The 18064-nt window shown below is 37.0% G+C and carries 17 protein-coding genes and 2 pseudogenes; 17 read left to right on the top strand and 2 right to left on the bottom strand.

Annotation, left to right across the window (positions count from 1 at the left end; translation table 11 throughout):
- Positions 1-41: 41 nt before the first annotated feature.
- The 6 genes and pseudogenes from A3835_07015 (at position 42) to A3835_07040 (ending at position 6170) form a co-directional block, all read left to right on the top strand.
- Positions 42-407 carry a two-component system response regulator gene (locus tag A3835_07015; protein ORI07317.1) on the top strand — a complete coding sequence of 122 codons (366 nt, stop codon included), beginning with the start codon at positions 42-44 and terminating at the stop codon, positions 405-407.
- The gene (locus A3835_07020) at positions 407-1240 is read left to right on the top strand and encodes a ribosomal protein L11 methyltransferase (GenBank protein ID ORI07318.1); all 834 of its coding nucleotides are present in this window, start codon (positions 407-409) and stop codon (positions 1238-1240) included. The genes A3835_07015 and A3835_07020 overlap by 1 nt, the downstream gene beginning before the upstream one ends.
- On the top strand, positions 1233-3158 hold the full coding sequence (locus tag A3835_07025; GenBank protein ID ORI07319.1) for a cell division protein FtsH: 1926 nt from the start codon (positions 1233-1235) through the stop codon (positions 3156-3158). The genes A3835_07020 and A3835_07025 overlap by 8 nt, the downstream gene beginning before the upstream one ends.
- A gap of 2 nt (positions 3159-3160) precedes the next feature.
- A complete protein-coding gene (locus tag A3835_07030; protein ID ORI07320.1) occupies positions 3161-3787 on the top strand; it encodes a phosphatidylserine decarboxylase in 627 nt (208 codons plus the stop codon).
- A complete protein-coding gene (locus A3835_07035; protein ID ORI07321.1) occupies positions 3780-4511 on the top strand; it encodes a CDP-diacylglycerol--serine O-phosphatidyltransferase in 732 nt (243 codons plus the stop codon). The genes A3835_07030 and A3835_07035 overlap by 8 nt, the downstream gene beginning before the upstream one ends.
- Positions 4512-4656: 145 nt before the next feature.
- Positions 4657-6170 (top strand): annotated as a pseudogene (locus tag A3835_07040) (2-isopropylmalate synthase).
- 220 nt (positions 6171-6390) lie between these two features.
- Here the strand turns inward: A3835_07040 and A3835_07045 are convergent.
- Both A3835_07045 and A3835_07050 read right to left on the bottom strand, forming a co-directional pair.
- Positions 6391-7038 (bottom strand): tRNA cyclic N6-threonylcarbamoyladenosine(37) synthase TcdA, encoded by a 648-nt coding sequence (locus A3835_07045; GenBank protein ORI07322.1) that lies wholly within the window; start codon positions 7036-7038, stop codon positions 6391-6393.
- Positions 7028-7803: pseudogene (locus A3835_07050) on the bottom strand (5'/3'-nucleotidase SurE). The gene A3835_07045 and the pseudogene A3835_07050 overlap by 11 nt, the downstream one beginning before the upstream one ends.
- A gap of 102 nt (positions 7804-7905) precedes the next feature.
- Here A3835_07050 and A3835_07055 point away from each other — a divergent pair.
- From A3835_07055 to A3835_07105, 11 genes are all read left to right on the top strand, one after another.
- Positions 7906-8940 carry an ipid-A-disaccharide synthase gene (locus A3835_07055; protein ORI07323.1) on the top strand — a complete coding sequence of 345 codons (1035 nt, stop codon included), beginning with the start codon at positions 7906-7908 and terminating at the stop codon, positions 8938-8940.
- A 2-nt stretch (positions 8941-8942) separates the two neighbouring features.
- Positions 8943-9428: a transcription elongation factor GreA gene (locus A3835_07060; protein ORI07324.1), complete on the top strand. Its 486-nt coding sequence runs from the start codon at positions 8943-8945 to the stop codon at positions 9426-9428.
- A gap of 63 nt (positions 9429-9491) precedes the next feature.
- A complete protein-coding gene (locus tag A3835_07065; GenBank protein ORI07325.1) occupies positions 9492-10283 on the top strand; it encodes a UDP-2,3-diacylglucosamine hydrolase in 792 nt (263 codons plus the stop codon).
- A complete protein-coding gene (locus A3835_07070; protein ID ORI07326.1) occupies positions 10283-11236 on the top strand; it encodes a fused signal transduction protein/response regulator in 954 nt (317 codons plus the stop codon). The genes A3835_07065 and A3835_07070 overlap by 1 nt, the downstream gene beginning before the upstream one ends.
- Positions 11237-11244: 8 nt before the next feature.
- The gene (locus tag A3835_07075; protein ID ORI07327.1) at positions 11245-13599 is read left to right on the top strand and encodes a chemotaxis protein CheA; all 2355 of its coding nucleotides are present in this window, start codon (positions 11245-11247) and stop codon (positions 13597-13599) included.
- 9 nt (positions 13600-13608) lie between these two features.
- Positions 13609-14106, top strand: a complete 498-nt coding sequence (locus tag A3835_07080) for a chemotaxis protein CheW (GenBank protein ID ORI07328.1) — start codon at positions 13609-13611, stop codon at positions 14104-14106.
- An 8-nt stretch (positions 14107-14114) separates the two neighbouring features.
- Positions 14115-14741, top strand: a complete 627-nt coding sequence (locus tag A3835_07085) for a phosphoserine phosphatase SerB (protein ORI07329.1) — start codon at positions 14115-14117, stop codon at positions 14739-14741.
- 6 nt (positions 14742-14747) lie between these two features.
- Positions 14748-15740 carry a transaldolase gene (locus tag A3835_07090; protein ORI07330.1) on the top strand — a complete coding sequence of 331 codons (993 nt, stop codon included), beginning with the start codon at positions 14748-14750 and terminating at the stop codon, positions 15738-15740.
- Positions 15741-15856: 116 nt separating this feature from the next.
- Complete coding sequence (locus tag A3835_07095) at positions 15857-16393, top strand: 50S ribosomal protein L25/general stress protein Ctc (GenBank protein ORI07331.1); 537 nt, start codon at positions 15857-15859, stop codon at positions 16391-16393.
- Positions 16394-16404: 11 nt separating this feature from the next.
- Positions 16405-16953, top strand: a complete 549-nt coding sequence (locus A3835_07100; protein ID ORI07332.1) for an aminoacyl-tRNA hydrolase — start codon at positions 16405-16407, stop codon at positions 16951-16953.
- On the top strand, positions 16950-18014 hold the full coding sequence (locus A3835_07105; GenBank protein ID ORI07333.1) for a permease: 1065 nt from the start codon (positions 16950-16952) through the stop codon (positions 18012-18014). Before A3835_07100 ends, A3835_07105 begins: the two co-directional genes overlap by 4 nt.
- Positions 18015-18064 lie beyond the last annotated feature (50 nt).

Consider the following 18064-nt stretch of genomic DNA (forward strand, 5'->3'; position numbering starts at 1 on the left):
AATTAGCTAGAATAGGGCAATTTTTACTAAAAGGATATTATGTGAAGATTTTGGTTGTAGATGACAGTTCAACAATGAGAAGAATCATAAAAAATACTTTACAAAGGTTAGGACATCAAGAAATTCTTGAGGCTGAGCACGGTCTTGAGGCTTGGAATATCTTAACTCAAAATGAAGGTATCGAAGTTCTTATCACTGACTGGAATATGCCTGAGATGAATGGTCTTGAGCTTGTTAAAAAGGTAAGAGCAGAGCAGAAGTATGTTGATATGCCTATCATAATGGTAACAACAGAAGGCGGAAAAGCCGAAGTTATAACAGCTTTAAAAGCAGGTGTTAATAACTACATCGTTAAACCTTTTACGCCACAAGTTTTAAAAGAGAAGCTTGAAGACGTCCTTGGTTAATGAAAGATAAATTTTACGAATTAAGTATAAAAACATCAAATTTTTATGATGAAATTTTAGAGCTAGTTTTCTCTTTTGGAGTTACCTGTGTTGAAGAGCTAGATCACGAGATCATCATCAGGGAAGAGTATGATCTAAAAGATATAGCTTGGGGTATTGAAGAGTATGCAAAAGGGCTCTCTAGTGTTCGTAAAATTTCAAATGATTTAAAAATTTCTCTTAATTTAAAAGAAAATAAAGACTGGCTAGGTGAATATAAAAAGGCAGTTAAGCCTATTTTGGTTGATAAAATTTATGTTAGACCTAGCTGGGAAGAGCCACTTAATGGCGTAACAAATATCATAATCGACCCAGCTCTAGCTTTTGGTTCAGGGCATCATGAAAGTACAAATTCTTGCTTGCAACTTTTACAAAAATATGCAAAAAGTGGCAATACTACTTTAGACGTGGGCTGCGGAAGTGGAATTTTAAGTATTGCCCTGGCAAAGCTTGGCTGTAAGGTCGATGCTTGTGATACAGACGAGCAAGCCACGCAAAGCTCAATTAGCAACGCCGAGTTAAATGAGGTTAAATTTAATAAAATTTGGACAGGCTCTATCGCGAATTTAGAGCAAAAATATGACATTGTCGTAGCAAATATCATTGCTGATGTCATTTTTATGCTCTCAAATGACTTAAAAAAATCGCTTAAAAAAGGCGGCTACTTGGTATTGTCAGGAATTTTAAACAAATACGAAGATAGGATTAAAGATACATTTAAGGATTTGGAGCTAATTGAGATAAAACAAAGTAACGATTGGAGTAGCTTTGTTTATAAGGAAATAGATGAATAACCAAAATAATAACCAAAACAATGGCAACAATAACGGTTTTTTTAATAAAAATCCTATTTTTATTTTTGCCATTTTTGCAATAGTTATAGTTTTAGCTTTTAGAAGCTTTAGTGGAGACGGACTTGGTGGCTCTTTTGGGCTAAATAGTAATGCTCAGAGTAAAATGGTAGCTTATTCTGAGTTTAAAGATATGTTAAAAAATAAGCAACTAAATGAAGTTGCGATATCTGAAACCACGATAAAAGGCGTTGGTAATGACAAAACCATCTACCTCGCAAAGCGTATAAATGATCCAACACTCATTGGCATACTTGAGCAAAATGGCATAACTTATAGTGTTTATAGCGAAAATAACTGGTTTGGTGATCTTATATTTTCATGGATCATCCCGGTATTTATATTTTTTGCTATTTGGATGTTTATTGCTAGTCGTATGCAAAAGAATATTGGCGGCGGCATACTTGGTATCGGAAGTGCAAAAAAACTTATAAATTCTGAAAAACCAAAAGTTAAATTTGACGATGTCGCAGGCGTTGAAGAGGCAAAAGAAGAGGTTCAAGAGATAGTTGATTATCTAAAAAGTCCTGATAAATACCTAAGACTTGGGGCGAAAATTCCAAAGGGAATTTTGCTAGTTGGTCCTCCGGGCACAGGTAAAACACTTCTTGCAAGAGCAGTCGCAGGCGAGGCTAGTGTGCCATTTTTCTCTATGTCGGCATCAAGCTTTATAGAGATGTTTGTCGGTGTTGGAGCAAGTAGAGTTAGAGATCTTTTTGAAAATGCTAAAAAAGAGGCTCCAGCGATCGTTTTTATAGATGAGATCGATGCGATCGGTAAAAGTAGAAATTCTGGTCCAATGGGTGGCAATGACGAGAGAGAGCAGACGCTAAATCAGCTTCTTTCTGAGATGGACGGCTTTGATGCGGATAAATCACCAGTCATTGTTATAGCTGCTACAAATAGACCTGAAGTTTTAGATGCTGCGCTTTTAAGACCAGGTAGATTTGATAGGCAAGTGCTTGTTGATAAGCCTGATTTTAAAGGACGCTGCGATATTTTAAAAGTTCACATGAAAGATGTAAAGATTGGCAAAGATGTAAATATTGAGGATATCGCAAGGCTTACTACTGGTTTAGCTGGCGCTGATCTTGAAAATATTATAAATGAGGCTGCACTTCTTGCAGGACGTAAGTCAAAGACTTTTGTTGAGCAGGCTGATCTTGTAGAGGCTGTCGAGAGATCAATCGCTGGACTTGAGAAAAAGTCTCGCCGCGTAAATCCAAAAGAAAAAAGGATCGTCACTTATCATGAGTGCGGTCATGCCTTGATAGCTGAGCTAACAAAAGGTGCAAAAAGGGTAACAAAAGTCTCAGTCGTACCACGTGGTCTTGCGGCACTTGGCTATACTCTAAATACACCTGAAGAGAATAAATTTATGATGCAAAAACATGAACTACTTGCAGAAGTGGATGTACTTTTGGCTGGTAGAGCAGCTGAAGAGGTGTTTATTAAAGAAATTTCAACCGGAGCTAGCAACGACCTAGAGCGTGCGACTGATATCATAAAAGCTATGGTTAGTATGTATGGTATGAGCGATGTCGCCGGTCTTATGGTACTTGAAAAGCAACGTGCTACGTTTTTAAATGGTGGTCAAAGCATCAAAGATTACAGTGATAAGATGGCTGAAAAGGTTGATGAGTTTGTAAAAACGCTTCTTCATGAAAGATACACAGCTGTGCTTGGTTTGCTTGAAATTTATAAAGGTGCTATTGAAAATATGGTATCAGCACTTTATGAAGAAGAAACAATCGAAGGAAAAAGAGTTAGAGAGATCGTTAAAAACTATGAGATCGAAAATAGTCTAGAGAGCAGACTTGTAGAGACCGAAGAAGACGAAAAGAGTAAAAAAGAGGAATAAAAATGAGTGGCTATATCGCGAAAGCAGGATATAAATTTATATTATTTTTTCTAATTTTATTTGTTTTATCTTTGCTGTTTGGAATCTTGCCACTGCTTTTTGCTATTTTACTTTTTTTGGGACTTTATTTTTTTAGAGATCCTGAGAGAGAGCCATTTTCTGATGATAAATTGGCTTTACTATCGCCGATTGATGGTAAGATAAAAGAGATTAGTGCTTCAAATTTTGATAATAATGAAGTAGCTAAGATCGTAATAAAAAAATCTTTTTTTGATGTTGGTACATTAAGGGCTGTAAGTGATGTAAAAGTAGCTGAAATACGCAAAAGACATGGCTTATTTTTGTGTCAAGCTATGAAAATTTCAGAATTTTTAAATGAAAGAGCGATTATTCGCTTTGAAAAAGAAAATATAAAATTTGTTATGAAAATTATAGCTGGAGCTTTCAGTCGAAGTTTAGAAATTTCAAATGTTACTAGCCTAAAAGCATCTAGAAAATTTGGTTTTTTAGGAAGTGGTGAGGTGATTTTATACCTACCAAGAGATACTAAGATATGTGTAAGCGTCGGAGAAAGCGTAAAGGCTGCTTCACTTTTGGGATATTTTGAAGAGGTAAAAAGAGATGAATAACATACAAAAGATGCAACTAATGTATATCTTGCCAAATTTATTTACAGCAGCTAGCGCTTTTTTAGGTGTTATTAGCATTATTTCATCTATTCAAGGTAACTATTTTAAAGCCATTATTTATATAATCTTATCGCTTATTTTAGATGGACTTGATGGGCGTGTGGCTAGACTTACAAAGACAACTAGCAAATTTGGCGTAGAGTTTGATAGCCTTGCAGATCTTGTTGCTTTCGGTGTAGCGCCAGCGATTTTATTTTATTTGACTATTGGTAAAAATTTTGGTAGATTTGGGGCACTTATAGCTGCTATGTTTGTGGTTTTTGGAGCTATCAGACTTGCTCGTTTTAATGTCACTACTGGTACATATGAGCCAAATGTTTTTATCGGACTTCCTATACCATCAGCAGCTATTGTGAGCGTACTTTGGGTTGGAATTTATATCGACTATACTTTTTTAGAGGGATTTGAGTGGTGCTTGATGCTACTTGAAGCTACTTTGGCAGCTTTAATGGTTAGCAACATCCGCTATCCAAGTTTTAAAAAAATAAATTTAAAACAAACCCATGTGATAAGAATTTTAGTAGCTCTTGTAGTTGCATTTTCGATGCTTTATCTATATCCATTTGAAAGTGCGACTTTGGTTATGAGCGTCTATATGCTTTATGGCATAGTAAGAGCCACTATAATGTTTAGTAAAAATTCCAAAAAAAAGGAGAGCGAATGAGCGAAAATGGCGTCATAAAATCACGTAAATTTTTACCAAAAATCGAAATCAAAAACTCTCTACTGCTGCTACTTAGGTAGCAAATTTCTCTTTACTTAACTCATCAAATTTAAAATTTAAATATAAAAAATAAAAAAGGACAAAAATGGATAAAAATAAAATTATAATCTTTGATACGACTTTAAGAGATGGTGAGCAAAGCCTGGTGCATCGATGAATACAGCTGAAAAACTACAGATTGCACTTCAGCTTGAAAGGCTTGGTGTGGATGTTATGGAGGCCGGATTTGCAGCAGCAAGCCCAGGGGATTTTGATGCGGTAAATCAAATAGCAAAGCAAGCCTCAAATATCACGGTTTGCTCTCTTGCACGTGCAGTTGAGCGTGATATCAAGGCAGCTGGCGAGGCATTAGCTCCAGCTAAAAATAAGAGAATTCATACATTTATAGCAACAAGCCCAATTCATATGGAGTACAAGCTAAAAATGAGCCCAGATGAAGTAATAAAACGTGCAATAGAGTCTATAAAATACGCAAAAACCTTTTGCGATGATGTGGAGTTTAGTTGCGAGGACGCTTGTAGAAGTGAAATGAGCTTTTTAAAAGAAATTTGTGATGCTGCCATAAATGCGGGTGCAAAAACTTTAAATATCCCTGATACGGTTGGTTATTTATATCCTGAAGAGATAACTGCTCGCATTAGTGAAATAGTAAAATTTGTAGGCGATAGAGCGATAATCTCTGTGCATAATCACAATGACTTAGGCATGGCTACAGCAAACTCGTTAGCGGCCATAAAAGCTGGTGCAAGGCAGGTTGAAGGTACGATAAATGGCATAGGTGAGCGTGCTGGAAATGCTGCGCTTGAAGAGATCGTGATGGCTATCAAAACCCGCAAAGACGTCTTTGCTCCACTTTATACAGACATTATCTCAAAAGAAATTTATCCAACTTCAAGACTGATTGCTAGTATTATAGGCATTGAGCCTCAACCAAATAAAGCTATCGTTGGTAAAAACGCTTTTGCTCATGAGAGTGGCATACATCAAGACGGTGTGCTGAAACACAAAGAGACCTATGAGATAATTAGCGCCGAGAGCATAGGCCTTGAGAAAAATTCTCTTGTTTTAGGTAAGCATAGTGGTCGCCACGCGTTTAAAGATAAGCTTGCTAGCCTTGGATTTGACCTTGATAGCGATGCTCTTAATAAGGCATTTGAAAAATTTAAAGAGCTAGCTGATAAGAAAAAAGAGATATTTGATGACGATATTAGGGCTCTTGTGGCTGAAGAGATTACAAAAATTCCACAAGCTTATGAGATCACGGCTCTTCTTCAAAGTAGCGGCGGAAGCCTTGCGAGTGCTTCAATTAGCATAAAACACAATGATGAGATTATTAGCGACTCAGCTCTAGGAAATGGTACTGCTGATGCGATATTTAAGGTGGTTGATCGTATTAGTGGCATTAGCGGCACGCTAAAAGACTATAAAGTGGCGTCTGTTTCTCAAGGCAAGGATGCACTTGCAAAGGTTGATGTAAGGGTCGAGTTTGAGGGCAAAACGGCTGTAATAGGACATGGACTTGATATAGATACTATGATGGCAAGCGCAAAAGCCTATGTTGGCGCACTAAATAGCTACCTTCGCATACATAAAAACTAAAATTTTAGCTGGCTGCTAAATTTGCAGCTAGCTATTTTAAATTTAATCCAAAAAATATATAAATTTTTAAAATTTAAAGTCTTTATTTAAAAAAATAGATTTTACTATCTTTACAAATTTTAAAATCTTTACTCACTCGCCTTAGCAATTTACTAAATTTAGAGGCGTGATATGCTCGCTCGTAAATTTTAAAATTTGATAGAGTTTAGACCGCGACTTACTACCCAACTATCTTTTTAACAGCCAGTGAAGCTAAATTTAGTCCAAAGCAAGCAGTCACGCCCATGAAGCTTCCAAGTGGCTTGCAAAGTGGCTCTTCTGTCGAAAAGACCACGTCAAATTTACTGCTAAAGCCTGATCTTTTGAGCTCATATCTATATTTTCTAGCTAGTGGATCGATCGAAGTTTTCCATACGCTAGCCACCTTTATCTTGGTTGGATCAACCCTTTTTGCCCCACCCATAGAGGCTATAAATTTGCTAGGATCTACCGCATTTGCAAGGGCGATCTTGGCGGTGATGTCATCGATCGCATCGATCACTACGTCAAATTTACTAAAGTCAAATCCAGCAATAAATTCTGGCGTGATCAGCGTCTGAATAGGCGTGATACAAGGATAAATTTTGGCAAATTCCTCCACCTTTACGCCGCCCACGTTTTCGCTGTAAATTTGGCGATTTTGATTTGTTATGTCAAAGATATCTTTATCGATTAAAGTGATGTGCCCAACCCCACTTCTAGCAAGCGCATCCACACACATTCCACCCACACCACCAGCTCCACAAACTAGCACTTTTGCGCTTTGAAGCCTGCTAAAACCATCCTCGCCAAAGAGCCATCTTATCCTTGTAAATCTATCATTTTGCATCAAATTTCCCTTTTAAGCTCTCCAAGCTCTCGTATGAAGTCATATTTAGTTTTATGGGCGTTATCGTGGCAAAGCCTCATTTACCTTGCTGATGTCGCTTGGCTCGCCTTTTTCGTATTCAAGTGCGGCGTTTCCAAGCCAGTAGTACTCGATGCCTCTTGGGTTGCGATTAAGCGTAGCATGCGTGGCGTAGGTGCGTTTGCCAGCTGGGACGACGGTGTAGCCTTTGAAATTTTTGCTAGTTACAGCCGGGATATTTACATTTAGGAATTCCCTTTGATTTAGCGAAATTTCACCCTCTAGCACCTTTGGCACGATAAATTTCACCACCTCTTTTGCTAGATTAAAGCCAAGTTCATTTAGCGAGTTGTTTGCATAAAACTGCGAAAAAGCGATACTTCTAATGCCTTGCAAAACCCCCTCCATCGCTGCTCCACACGTGCCAGAGTAGGTGATATCCTCGCCTAAATTTGCCCCGTGATTTATGCCGCTTATTACAAGGTCTGGCTTTTTGTTATAAAGTGCGTGAAGTGCGAGATAGATGCAGTCGCTGGGCGTTGCATCGTCAAGTTTAAAAAAGTTATCATCAAGTTTTATAAATCTAAGTGGCCTTGTGAGAGTTAGCGAGTGAGCGCAGGCTGATTTTTCAGAGCTTGGAGCTACGATCGTGACATTTACGCCATCTAGCTCGCTTAAAGCCTCTTTTAAAGCAAGCAAGCCAGTCGCTTCAAATCCATCGTCATTTGTTATCAAAATTTCTTTCAAATTTTATCCTTTAAAGGCTTGGATTTTATCACAGCTTTCTTAAAATTTTAAAGAATTTTTGCGTATAATGCCCCTAAAAAAAGACCTGATGAAAGTGTGTAAATGAAAATTTTAGTCTCCGCTCTTGAGCCGTCGGCAAATTTGCATTTAAAAGAAATTTTGAAAAATTTCGAGGGCGAATTTGAGCTAATGGGAATTTTTAGCGAAGAGCTTGGCACGCCATATATGAAAAGCAGCGAGTTTTCTGCGATGGGCTTTGTTGAGGTTTTGCCGCTCATTTTAAAAGCAAAAAAGGCGATGAAAAAAATGAGTCAGATGGCAAAAGAGGCTGATGCCGTGCTTTTAATAGACAGTCCAGCTTTTAATCTGCCGCTTGCAAAAGCGATCAAAGAGTCTGGTGCAAAGACGGCCGTGACATACTACATCTTGCCTCAAGTTTGGGCGTGGAAGCCAAAAAGAGTGAGCGCGGTTGAGAGGTATTGTGACAACCTAGCTTCGATCCTACCATTTGATGCGAAATTTTATAGTCGCTCGACCTACGTGGGACATCCTTTGATGGATGAGATAAAGCTTAAAAAAACTAGCCTAAGTAGCAGTGGCAAAGTGGCGTTTTTGCCAGGATCAAGAAGGTCAGAGATTTCAAGACTGATACCAGTTTATAGAGAGCTTGCTGAGAATATTGAGGCAAAAAGGTTACTTGTCGTGCCACCATTTTTGCTTGATAAAGTGGGCGAAATTTATGGCGATGTGAGTGATTTTGATATCGTCTCAAATACGCCTGAAGCCTTGTATGAGAGCGACTTTGCCTTTGTTTGCTCAGGTACGGCTACTCTTGAAGCAGCGCTCATTGGTACGCCATTTGTGCTAGCATATAAGGCAAAAGCAATAGATATTTTTATAGCTAGAAAATTTGTAAAGATCAAGCACGCTGGACTTGCAAATATAATGTTTGATTTCATGGGCAAAGAGCCGCTTCATGAGGAGTTTATCCAAGAGTTTGCAACGGCTGAAAATTTGCTAAGAGCTTATGAGAGCTGCGATAGGCAGAAATTTTTAAAAGGCTGTGATGAATTGAGAGAGTATTTGTCGCATGGCAGCAGTAAAAATGTAGTAAAAATTTTAAAAAATATGGAGTAAAAATGAGTGAACCAATGACAATGCATGGATACGAGAAGATAGAAGCTGAGCTAAAGGATCTAAGGCTGGTGCAACGCCCTCAAATCGTAACTGAGATAGATATCGCAAGAAGCCATGGCGATCTAAAAGAAAATGCTGAGTATCACGCTGCAAAAGAAAAGCAAGCTTTCATAGATGCTAGGATAGCAGAGCTAAGCGCGCTTCTTGCAAATGCTGAAGTGATCGATCCAAGTAGCTATGAGCACGATAGAGTTAGATTTGGCTCAAGTGTTACGATAATGGACGAGGAAACCGAAATAGAGCATACATATACGATAGTTGGCATTAGTGAAAGTGACATCGACAAAGGCTATATCTCGATAAATTCGCCACTTGCAAAGCAGCTTTTGGGTAAGGCTGAGGGCGATGAGGTAGTGCTAAATTTACCAAAAGGCAGAAGCGATGTTGAGATTGTAAAAATTTGCTATAAGCCTATAAAATTTGACTAAAAAGATGAGACAAAGAGTCAGAAACTGCTTTTTGGCTCTGCTAATTTTTAATTAAGGCAAAATTTGAGCGAATATCTATATGTCCCTGTTATAAAAGAAGGTGCAATCTTTATAGCTGATGCGCATGAAAACGTAAACCGCGATGGCTTTTTAAAATTTTTAAGAGCTGTTGATAGCGGGGAGATCAAAGAGCCGCCACAAATTTTTTTACTAGGTGATATGTTTGATTTTTTAAGTGGCGAGAGTGAGTACACTGTAAATTTCTACGCCGAGCATTTGAGACTTATAAATAAAATTTCAGAAAAGATAGAGATCTTTTATTTTGAGGGCAATCACGACTTTAGACTTTCAAATTTATTTAATAAAACAAGAAATTTTTGGGATGGGCATGAGGTGCAAAGCTACAAAAATGTCAAAATCTATGACATTTCTGCACAGCCAGCAAATTTTAAGACGATCAATGAAGAGCGCGTCCAGATCGCACATGGTGATATATTTTTACCTTTTATAGATAAATACGCACTTAGATTTTTACGTGTAAAATGGTTTTTAAAATTTATGAATGCTTTGGATAAATTTTTGCATTTTAAAATATCAAAAGCGATACTAGCTAGGCTTACTAAGAAAAATTTAGACTACAAAATTCCTAATTTTGAAGAGTTGATGAGCAGGCATTTACGCGGCTACAACGCTAATATAATAATAGAAGGACACTATCATCAAGGCAAGCAATTTAATATTTATGATAGATTTTATATAAATTTACCTTGTTTTGCATGCGAGCAAAGTTATTTTGTTGTAGAATACGCCCAGCAAAAATTAAATTTGCTCAAAATGAGTTTGAAAGGACATTGATGTTTGGAGATAACGTACTAAAAACGGACTCAAACGAGATGGAACTTGTTGATTTTCGTATCTTTAAAAAGACCGAAAACAAAGTATATGAAGGAATATACGGAGTCAATGTCGCAAAGGTGCGGGAGATCATTAAGATGCCAAATCTTACAGAGCTTCCTGGCGTTCCCGAGTATATCGAGGGAATTTTTGATTTAAGGGGCGTGGTGATCCCTGTCATAAATTTGGCAAGATGGATGAATATTATCGAGCCAACCGAAGGCGTAGTTATAAAGCCACGTGTTATTATTGCTGAGTTTAGCGGTATTTTGATCGGTTTTATCGTCCATGAGGCAAAAAGGATCAGGCGTATAAGCTGGAAAGATATCGAGCCTGCAAATTTTGCTTCAGGTTCTGGCGCTTTAGACAAAGGCAAAATAACAGGCGTAACAAGAATAGAAAATGATGAAGTTTTGCTTATTCTTGATCTTGAAAGCATAGTAGAAGAGCTTGGAATTTACTCGCCAAAGATCGAATTTGATGTAACAGATGATCAAAAATTAAAAGGTGTTTCTTTGGTTTTAGATGATAGCTCGACTGCTAGAAAACTGGTAAAAGACGCACTTGAGAAAATGGGACTTAGCGTGGTTGAGGCTAAAAACGGCGTTGAGGGCTTGGAGAGAATGGAAGAGCTTTATCAGAGATACGGAGACAACCTATCAAAAGAGCTTAGAGTCATATTAAGCGATATCGAAATGCCACAGATGGATGGATACCGCTTTGCTTCAACTCTTAAAAATGATGAAAGATTTAAAGAGGTTCCAATAGTATTTAACTCCTCATTGAGTAATGATTTTAGCGAAATCAAGAGCAAAGAAGCTGGTGGTGCTGCGTATCTTACGAAATTTGATGCGAGTATATTTTATCAAGAAGTGCTAAAAGTCATTGAAGCACATTCTAAATCTGCAAAATGAGGTGAAACATGGATGATATGAAAGAAATAATGGAAGACTTTTTAATAGAAGCTTTCGAACTTATTGAGCAGATAGATCATGACCTTGTTGAGCTTGAGTCAAACCCTGAAGATTTGGAATTATTAAATAGAATTTTCCGCGTTGCTCACACAGTAAAAGGTAGTTCAAGCTTTTTAAATTTTGATGTTTTAACAGAGCTTACTCACCATATGGAGGATGTTTTAAATAAAGCTAGAAAAGGCGAGCTAAAGATCACTCCAGACATTATGGACGTAGTTCTTGAGTCAGTTGATATGATGAAAGGCTTGTTAAGTAGCATTAGAGATCATGGAAATGATACAGCTGCTGGTATTGATATTAAAAACATTTGTGCAAGACTTACTCAAATTTCTGAAGGCGAGGCGCCAGCAGCAGCTCCTGAAGCTCCTGCCACACCAGTAGCTGAGCCAGTACCAGAACCGGAAAAAGAGCCAGAACCAGTCGCACCTGCCGAAGAAGCACCAGAGATAAGTGATGCTGAGCTTTCAAAGCTAAGCGACTCTGAAGTAGAAGCTGAGATAGAGAGACTTTTAAAAGTTAGGAAAGCTGAAGATAAGGCTAGACGTGCCTCAAAAGGCATAGCTCCAAAATCTCCTAGCGAGATAGCTCCGGCTGCAAGTAGCACTTCAGCTCCAGCTGCAAAAGCAGAGAGTAAAGAAAAGGATGGAGATAAAAAAGTCCCAGCCGCGAGCAGCGGTGCAGTAGCTCAGGAACAAACTATACGTGTTGAAGTAAAAAGGCTTGACCACTTAATGAACTTAATCGGCGAGCTTGTTCTTGGTAAAAACCGCTTATTAAAAATTTATGATGACGTGGAAGAGAGATACGAGGGAGAGAAATTTTTAGAAGAGCTAAATCAAGTCGTTTCAAGTCTAAGCTTAGTAACGACCGATATACAGCTTGCCGTTATGAAAACAAGAATGCTTCCAATAGCAAAAGTCTTTAATAAATTTCCACGTATGATACGCGATCTTAGCCGCGATCTTGGTAAGCAAATCGATCTTGAAATTTCAGGTGAAGAGACCGAGCTTGATAAGTCAATCGTAGAAGAGATCGGCGATCCACTAGTGCACATCATAAGAAATTCATGCGATCACGGTATCGAGGATCCTGAGACAAGAAAGGCAGCAGGCAAGCCTGAAAAAGGCCTTGTTCAGCTAAAAGCTTACAATGAAGGCAATCATATCGTTGTTGAGATAGTTGATGACGGTAAAGGCTTAGATGCTGATATGCTTAAATCTAAATCAATAGAAAAAGGCATTATTACTGAGCGTGAAGCTGATGCGATGAGCGAAAAAGAGGCATTTGGCCTTATTTTTAGACCAGGATTTTCAACTGCGGCAAAAGTTACAAACGTATCTGGTCGTGGTGTTGGTATGGACGTTGTTAAGACAAATATTGAAAAGCTAAATGGTATCATTGATATTGAAAGTGAAGTTGGAAAAGGCACAGTTATGAAGCTTAAAATTCCACTTACACTTGCGATTATTCAATCGTTACTTGTTGGAACACAAGAAGAATTTTATGCTATTCCACTTGCAAGTGTTCTTGAGACTGTTCGTGTACCGATTGATGATATCTACACGATCGATGGCAAAAATGTACTAAGGCTAAGAGATGAAGTCTTATCTCTTGTTAGACTTTCTGATGTATTTGGTGTAGAAAAAGCATTTGATGGTGGAGAGCAAACCTATGTCGTAATAATCGGTGTTGCCGAAGCAAAACTAGGCATCATAGTTGATACTTTGGTTGGACAAGAAGAGATTGTTATCAAATCAATGGGTGATTATCTACAAAATATCCCAGGTATTGCTGGTGCGACTATTAGAGGTGATGGCCGTGTGACATTGATTATCGATGTTGGTGCTATGATGGAGATGGCAAAAGATATCAAGGTAGACATTAGAGCCGAAATAGAAGATAGCACAAAAGCAAAGGAAAAGCCAAGTGATTATAAAGTCTTGATAGTTGATGACTCTAAAATGGATAGAACTATCATGCAAAAAGCGCTTGAACCAACCGGGGTAACAATAATAGAAGCCACAAATGGTGTTGAGGCATTAAATATCGTAAAATCCGGAGAACACTCCTTTGATGCGATTTTGATAGATATTGAGATGCCAAGAATGGATGGATATACACTGGCTGGCGAAATTAGAAAATACTCTAAGTATAGAAATTTACCACTTATTGCTGTTACGTCAAGGACGTCAAAAACAGATAGATTACGTGGCGTAGAAGTTGGAATGACTGAGTATATTACAAAACCATATTCAGCCGAATACCTAGAAAATGTCGTTAGAAAGAATATAAAATTAGCTTAGGGGTAAAGGATGGACAATAAACTAAATCAAGTTTTAAATAAACAAAAACAGCAAATAAATGGAACCGAGCTAAAAAATAACGAGGACATAGTTCAGCTAGTAGGTTTTGTGGTCGGAGAGGAAGAATACGCAATACCTATTTTAAATATTCAAGAGATAATCAAGCCTATTGAATACACACGTGTTCCTAGCGTACCTGATTATGTTCTTGGTGTATTTAACTTACGTGGCAACGTTATTCCTCTTATTGATTTAAGAAAACGTTTTTCGTTAAATGTTACAAAACAAAGCGCAAGCACAAGATATATCGTTATGAAAGATGCAGATAATATCGCTGGCTTTGTGATAGACCGCTTGACGGAGGCTATAAGAATAGACCGCAACAGGATCGATCCGCCACCAGAGACTTTAGTAAAAGACAAAGGCATGATTTATGGTATCGGTAAGCGCGACCAAAATATCCTTACGATCTTAAAGGTCGAAAGCCTTTTAAAACGTGATTTTTAGGGTATAGCTTGATAAAACTTTGTGTTTTTGATTTTGACTCTACAATAATGGACGGCGAGACAATAGATATTCTCGCCGCCGCTAATAATGCTAGTGAAGAAGTAGCTAACATAACTAAGCGTTCGATGAACGGTGAGCTTGATTTTTTTGAAAGTCTTACAAAAAGAGTAAAATTTTTAAAAGGATTACCACTTTTAAAGGTAAATGAAATTTGCAAAAATTTACCCATAATGCCTGGGGCTGGCGAGCTAATAGAGGCTTTAAAGCAAAAAGGTATCAAGGTTGTGGTTTTTAGTGGTGGATTTCACATAGCAACTGACGTCATGCAAGAGAAACTTAAATTTGATGCAAATTTTGCAAATATCTTGCATCATAAAGATGGAGTTTTGACTGGTAAAGTTGGTGGAGAAATGATGTTTGGTAGTTCAAAGGGAGATATGATTGACCGCTTGTGTGGACTATTAAATCTAGGCAAGGACGAGATAATGTGTGTTGGGGACGGGGCCAATGACATATCGATGTTTAGAAAGTGCGACCTTAGCATTGCATTTTGTGCAAAAGATATCTTAAAAAAAGAAGCGACACATTGTGTTGATGTTAAAGATTTGCGTGAAATTTTAAAATTTATAAGGTAGAAATTAATGTATGACAACAAAGCTAAATTCTCTCTTTGGTGTGATTTTATAGAGAGAAATTTTTTACAAAGCGAATTTAACTCTTTATTGGAAAATAATGTTATAAACGGTGCTACAAGCAACCCAGCTATTTTTAAAACAGCATTTGCTTCACCTGCTTATAAAAAGATAATAGAAACTAGCAATAAACGCCACCCAAAAGATCTTTATGAAATTTTGGCTACTCAAGATATAAAAATTGCAGCATGTAAAATGTTAAGAAATTATGCAAACGGCGATGATGGCTTTGTAAGCATTGAGGTTGATCCAAATTTAAGTGACGATACAGCCGCAACGATAGAGGAAGGTATCAGACTTCATAATCTAATATCAATGCCAAATGTTATGATAAAAATTCCAGCTACAAAAGATGGCTATGAGGCAATGAGCGCACTTATGGCAAAGGGTATTAGTGTAAATGCAACACTCATTTTTTCTCCAGATCAAGCAAAACAATGTCTTGAGGCTTTTAGTGAAGGTTCTAAAATTTACACGAGTCGCTTTGTAAATACAACTATGCCAAAAGGTGTAGTAAGTGTTTTTGTTAGTAGATTTGATAGAAAACTTGATGATACAATGGCTGCAAAGAGTCTACCAACTGGACAAGTTGGTATAATGAACGCTGCAAATATATATCACATGATTGAAGATTTTGGGCTAGAAAATGTAAGAACGCTTTTTGCAAGTACAGGTGTAAAAGGTGGTAGCTTAAGAGGGGATTACTACGTTAGAGAGCTAATGTATAAAAACTCCATCAATACAGCACCAATCGAAACTATAAAAGAATTTATCAAAGCAAAAGCGGAGATAAAAAATGTGCCTAGTAAAGAAAATATTTTAAGCTTTTTTCAAATTATAAAAAATAATGATATAGACATAAATATTATTTATAAAGAATTGCTAAATGATGGATTAAAACAGTTTGTATCAGCATTTGATGATATTATGAAATCACTTTAAACAAAGAAATAAGCTAATAATACAAATAGAAAAAGCGATCATTCCAAAGTAAGCTTTATTTGAAATTTATAAAGTATTGGATAGAATCAGCACCTATTTTTTACGAAAGGAAAACGATGTTAGAAGGAATCGTTAGAGAGAGTATCGGTAAGAAGTCTGCAAAGGCTTTGAGAAGAGATGGTTATCTAATCGCCAACATTTATGGCAAGGGATTAGAGAATATTGCAGCTGCTTTTAAAGTAAATGACTTTATTAAAGAAGCGCGCAAAAAAGAGAGCCTTGCTTTTGATGTAAAAGTAGGCGGAAAAGTTTATAATGTCGTTATTGTTGATTACCAAAGAGATGTTGTTACAAGCGATCTTAAACACGTAGATCTAAAAGTAGCACTTCCAGGCGTTTTATCAAAATATATGATCCCAGTTAAGCCAGTTGGAACACCTATTGGTCTTAAAAATAAGGGCGTTTTGATCCAGTCAAAAAGACGTCTTTGCGTAAAATGCACGGCTGAAAATTTACCAAATTCATTTGACGTTGATGTAAGCAAACTTGACATTGATGATACGATTTTGGTTCGTGATATCACAGCTCCTAAAGGCGTTACCATTGTAGACGCTGACCGTGTTGCGGTACTTGGAGTTATTAAAGCTAAATAAAAAGGGCTTTTGTGACACTAATAGCGGGGCTGGGAAATCCTGGCTCCAAATATGAAAACACTAGACATAATATAGGCTTTATGCTTATAGATCTCCTAAAAGACTCAAATTACAAAGATGTTAGCTCAGCCAAATTCCAAGGCGAAGTTTTTAAATTCAATGACATTATCTTGCTAAAACCAACAACTTTTATGAACCTCTCAGGACAAAGTGTAAAAGCGGTCAAAGATTTTTATAAACCAGATAGAATAATCGTAATACATGATGATCTCGATCTTAGTTTTGGTGCGATTAAATTTAAAAAAGGTGGCAGTAGTGGTGGGCATAATGGTATAAAATCAATCGATGGATTAATCGGCAACGACTACGAAAGGGTGCGTGTTGGCATTGGGCACCTTGGTGATGCTAAAAATTTTGTCCTTGGAGAGTTTAGCGATGAGGAGAAAAAGGCTTTAGATGAAATTTTAGCCTATACAAAAAAAACAGTTTGCGAGCTACTAAAGAGTGACATCAACGAAATCTCGCAAAAATTTACGATAAAAAAAGGTCTTATCAAATGAAACTATACGCCAGATATGTTGGCTGGGTCTATATAAAATCTTTTCTTATCGTATTTTTAGCGCTTGAACTATTTTATGTTGGTATCGATCTGCTTACAAATTTAAAAGATCTGCCACCATCTGCTAACCTTCAGCTCCTTTATGTTGGGCTTACATCGCTTAGCGCTATTGGCTACGTTTTGCCACTTTCGTTTATTTTTGCACTAATAATTTTGCATGTAAATATGGTCAGGTCAAATGAGCTAATCAGTTTTTATGCGCTTGGTATTAGTAAAAATAGTCTAATTTTTCCACCATTTTTTATTGCACTTTTTGTAACTATCTTTTATGTTGGCTTAAATTTTACTCCATTTGCCTATGCGCACGACTATCAAAAAAGTATCGCTAAAAATACGGCTTTCTCAAAAAGCACAAATGATTCATTTTTAAAATTTGAAGGCAAATTTATCTACATAAAAGAGCTAAATTCTGTTAATCAAATAGCAAATGATGTTAGAATTTTTGAGATAAATGGCACAAATTTACTCTCAACTACATTTGCAAATCATGCTAATTTTAAAGACAATGAGTGGATTTTAAAAGATGTTAATCAAACTCTTTTACCGCAAATTTTAGAGCTTGGTGAGGCTGGTTTTAATAAGATACAAAGCGAGAACTTAGATGCACTAAAAGGCTTTAAGCCAAAGAGTATTGAAAGCGCTGTTAGTGTTGAAAACTCAAAATTTAATATCCCAGATGCGATAAATTTTATAAAAACATTTAAAAATGAAGGTATCGGCCTTGATAGCGCAAAAACAGCTTTTTACAACCTTACTATCGCACCATTTTTTGCACCATTTTTGTTGCTCATTTTTTACTATCATTTGCCTGTGACCGGTAGATTTTTTAATCTTGCGCTTTCGACTTTTATTTTTGTTGTGATAACTCTTGTCGTTTGGGGACTGCTCTTTATTCTTGCAAAATTTGCACAAACTTCTGTGATCTTGCCAGAAATCGGCATAGTTTTGCCAGTTATTTTACTTTTTGCATACGCCATTTATCTCATAAGATCGCATCGTTAAGCCAAATTTTGGCAAGCTTTTTGTAAAATCAAGCCATTTTAATAAAGGCT

Origin of the sequence: Campylobacter concisus (assembly GCA_002092835.1) — a bacterium.
GTDB lineage: Bacteria > Campylobacterota > Campylobacteria > Campylobacterales > Campylobacteraceae > Campylobacter_A > Campylobacter_A concisus_K.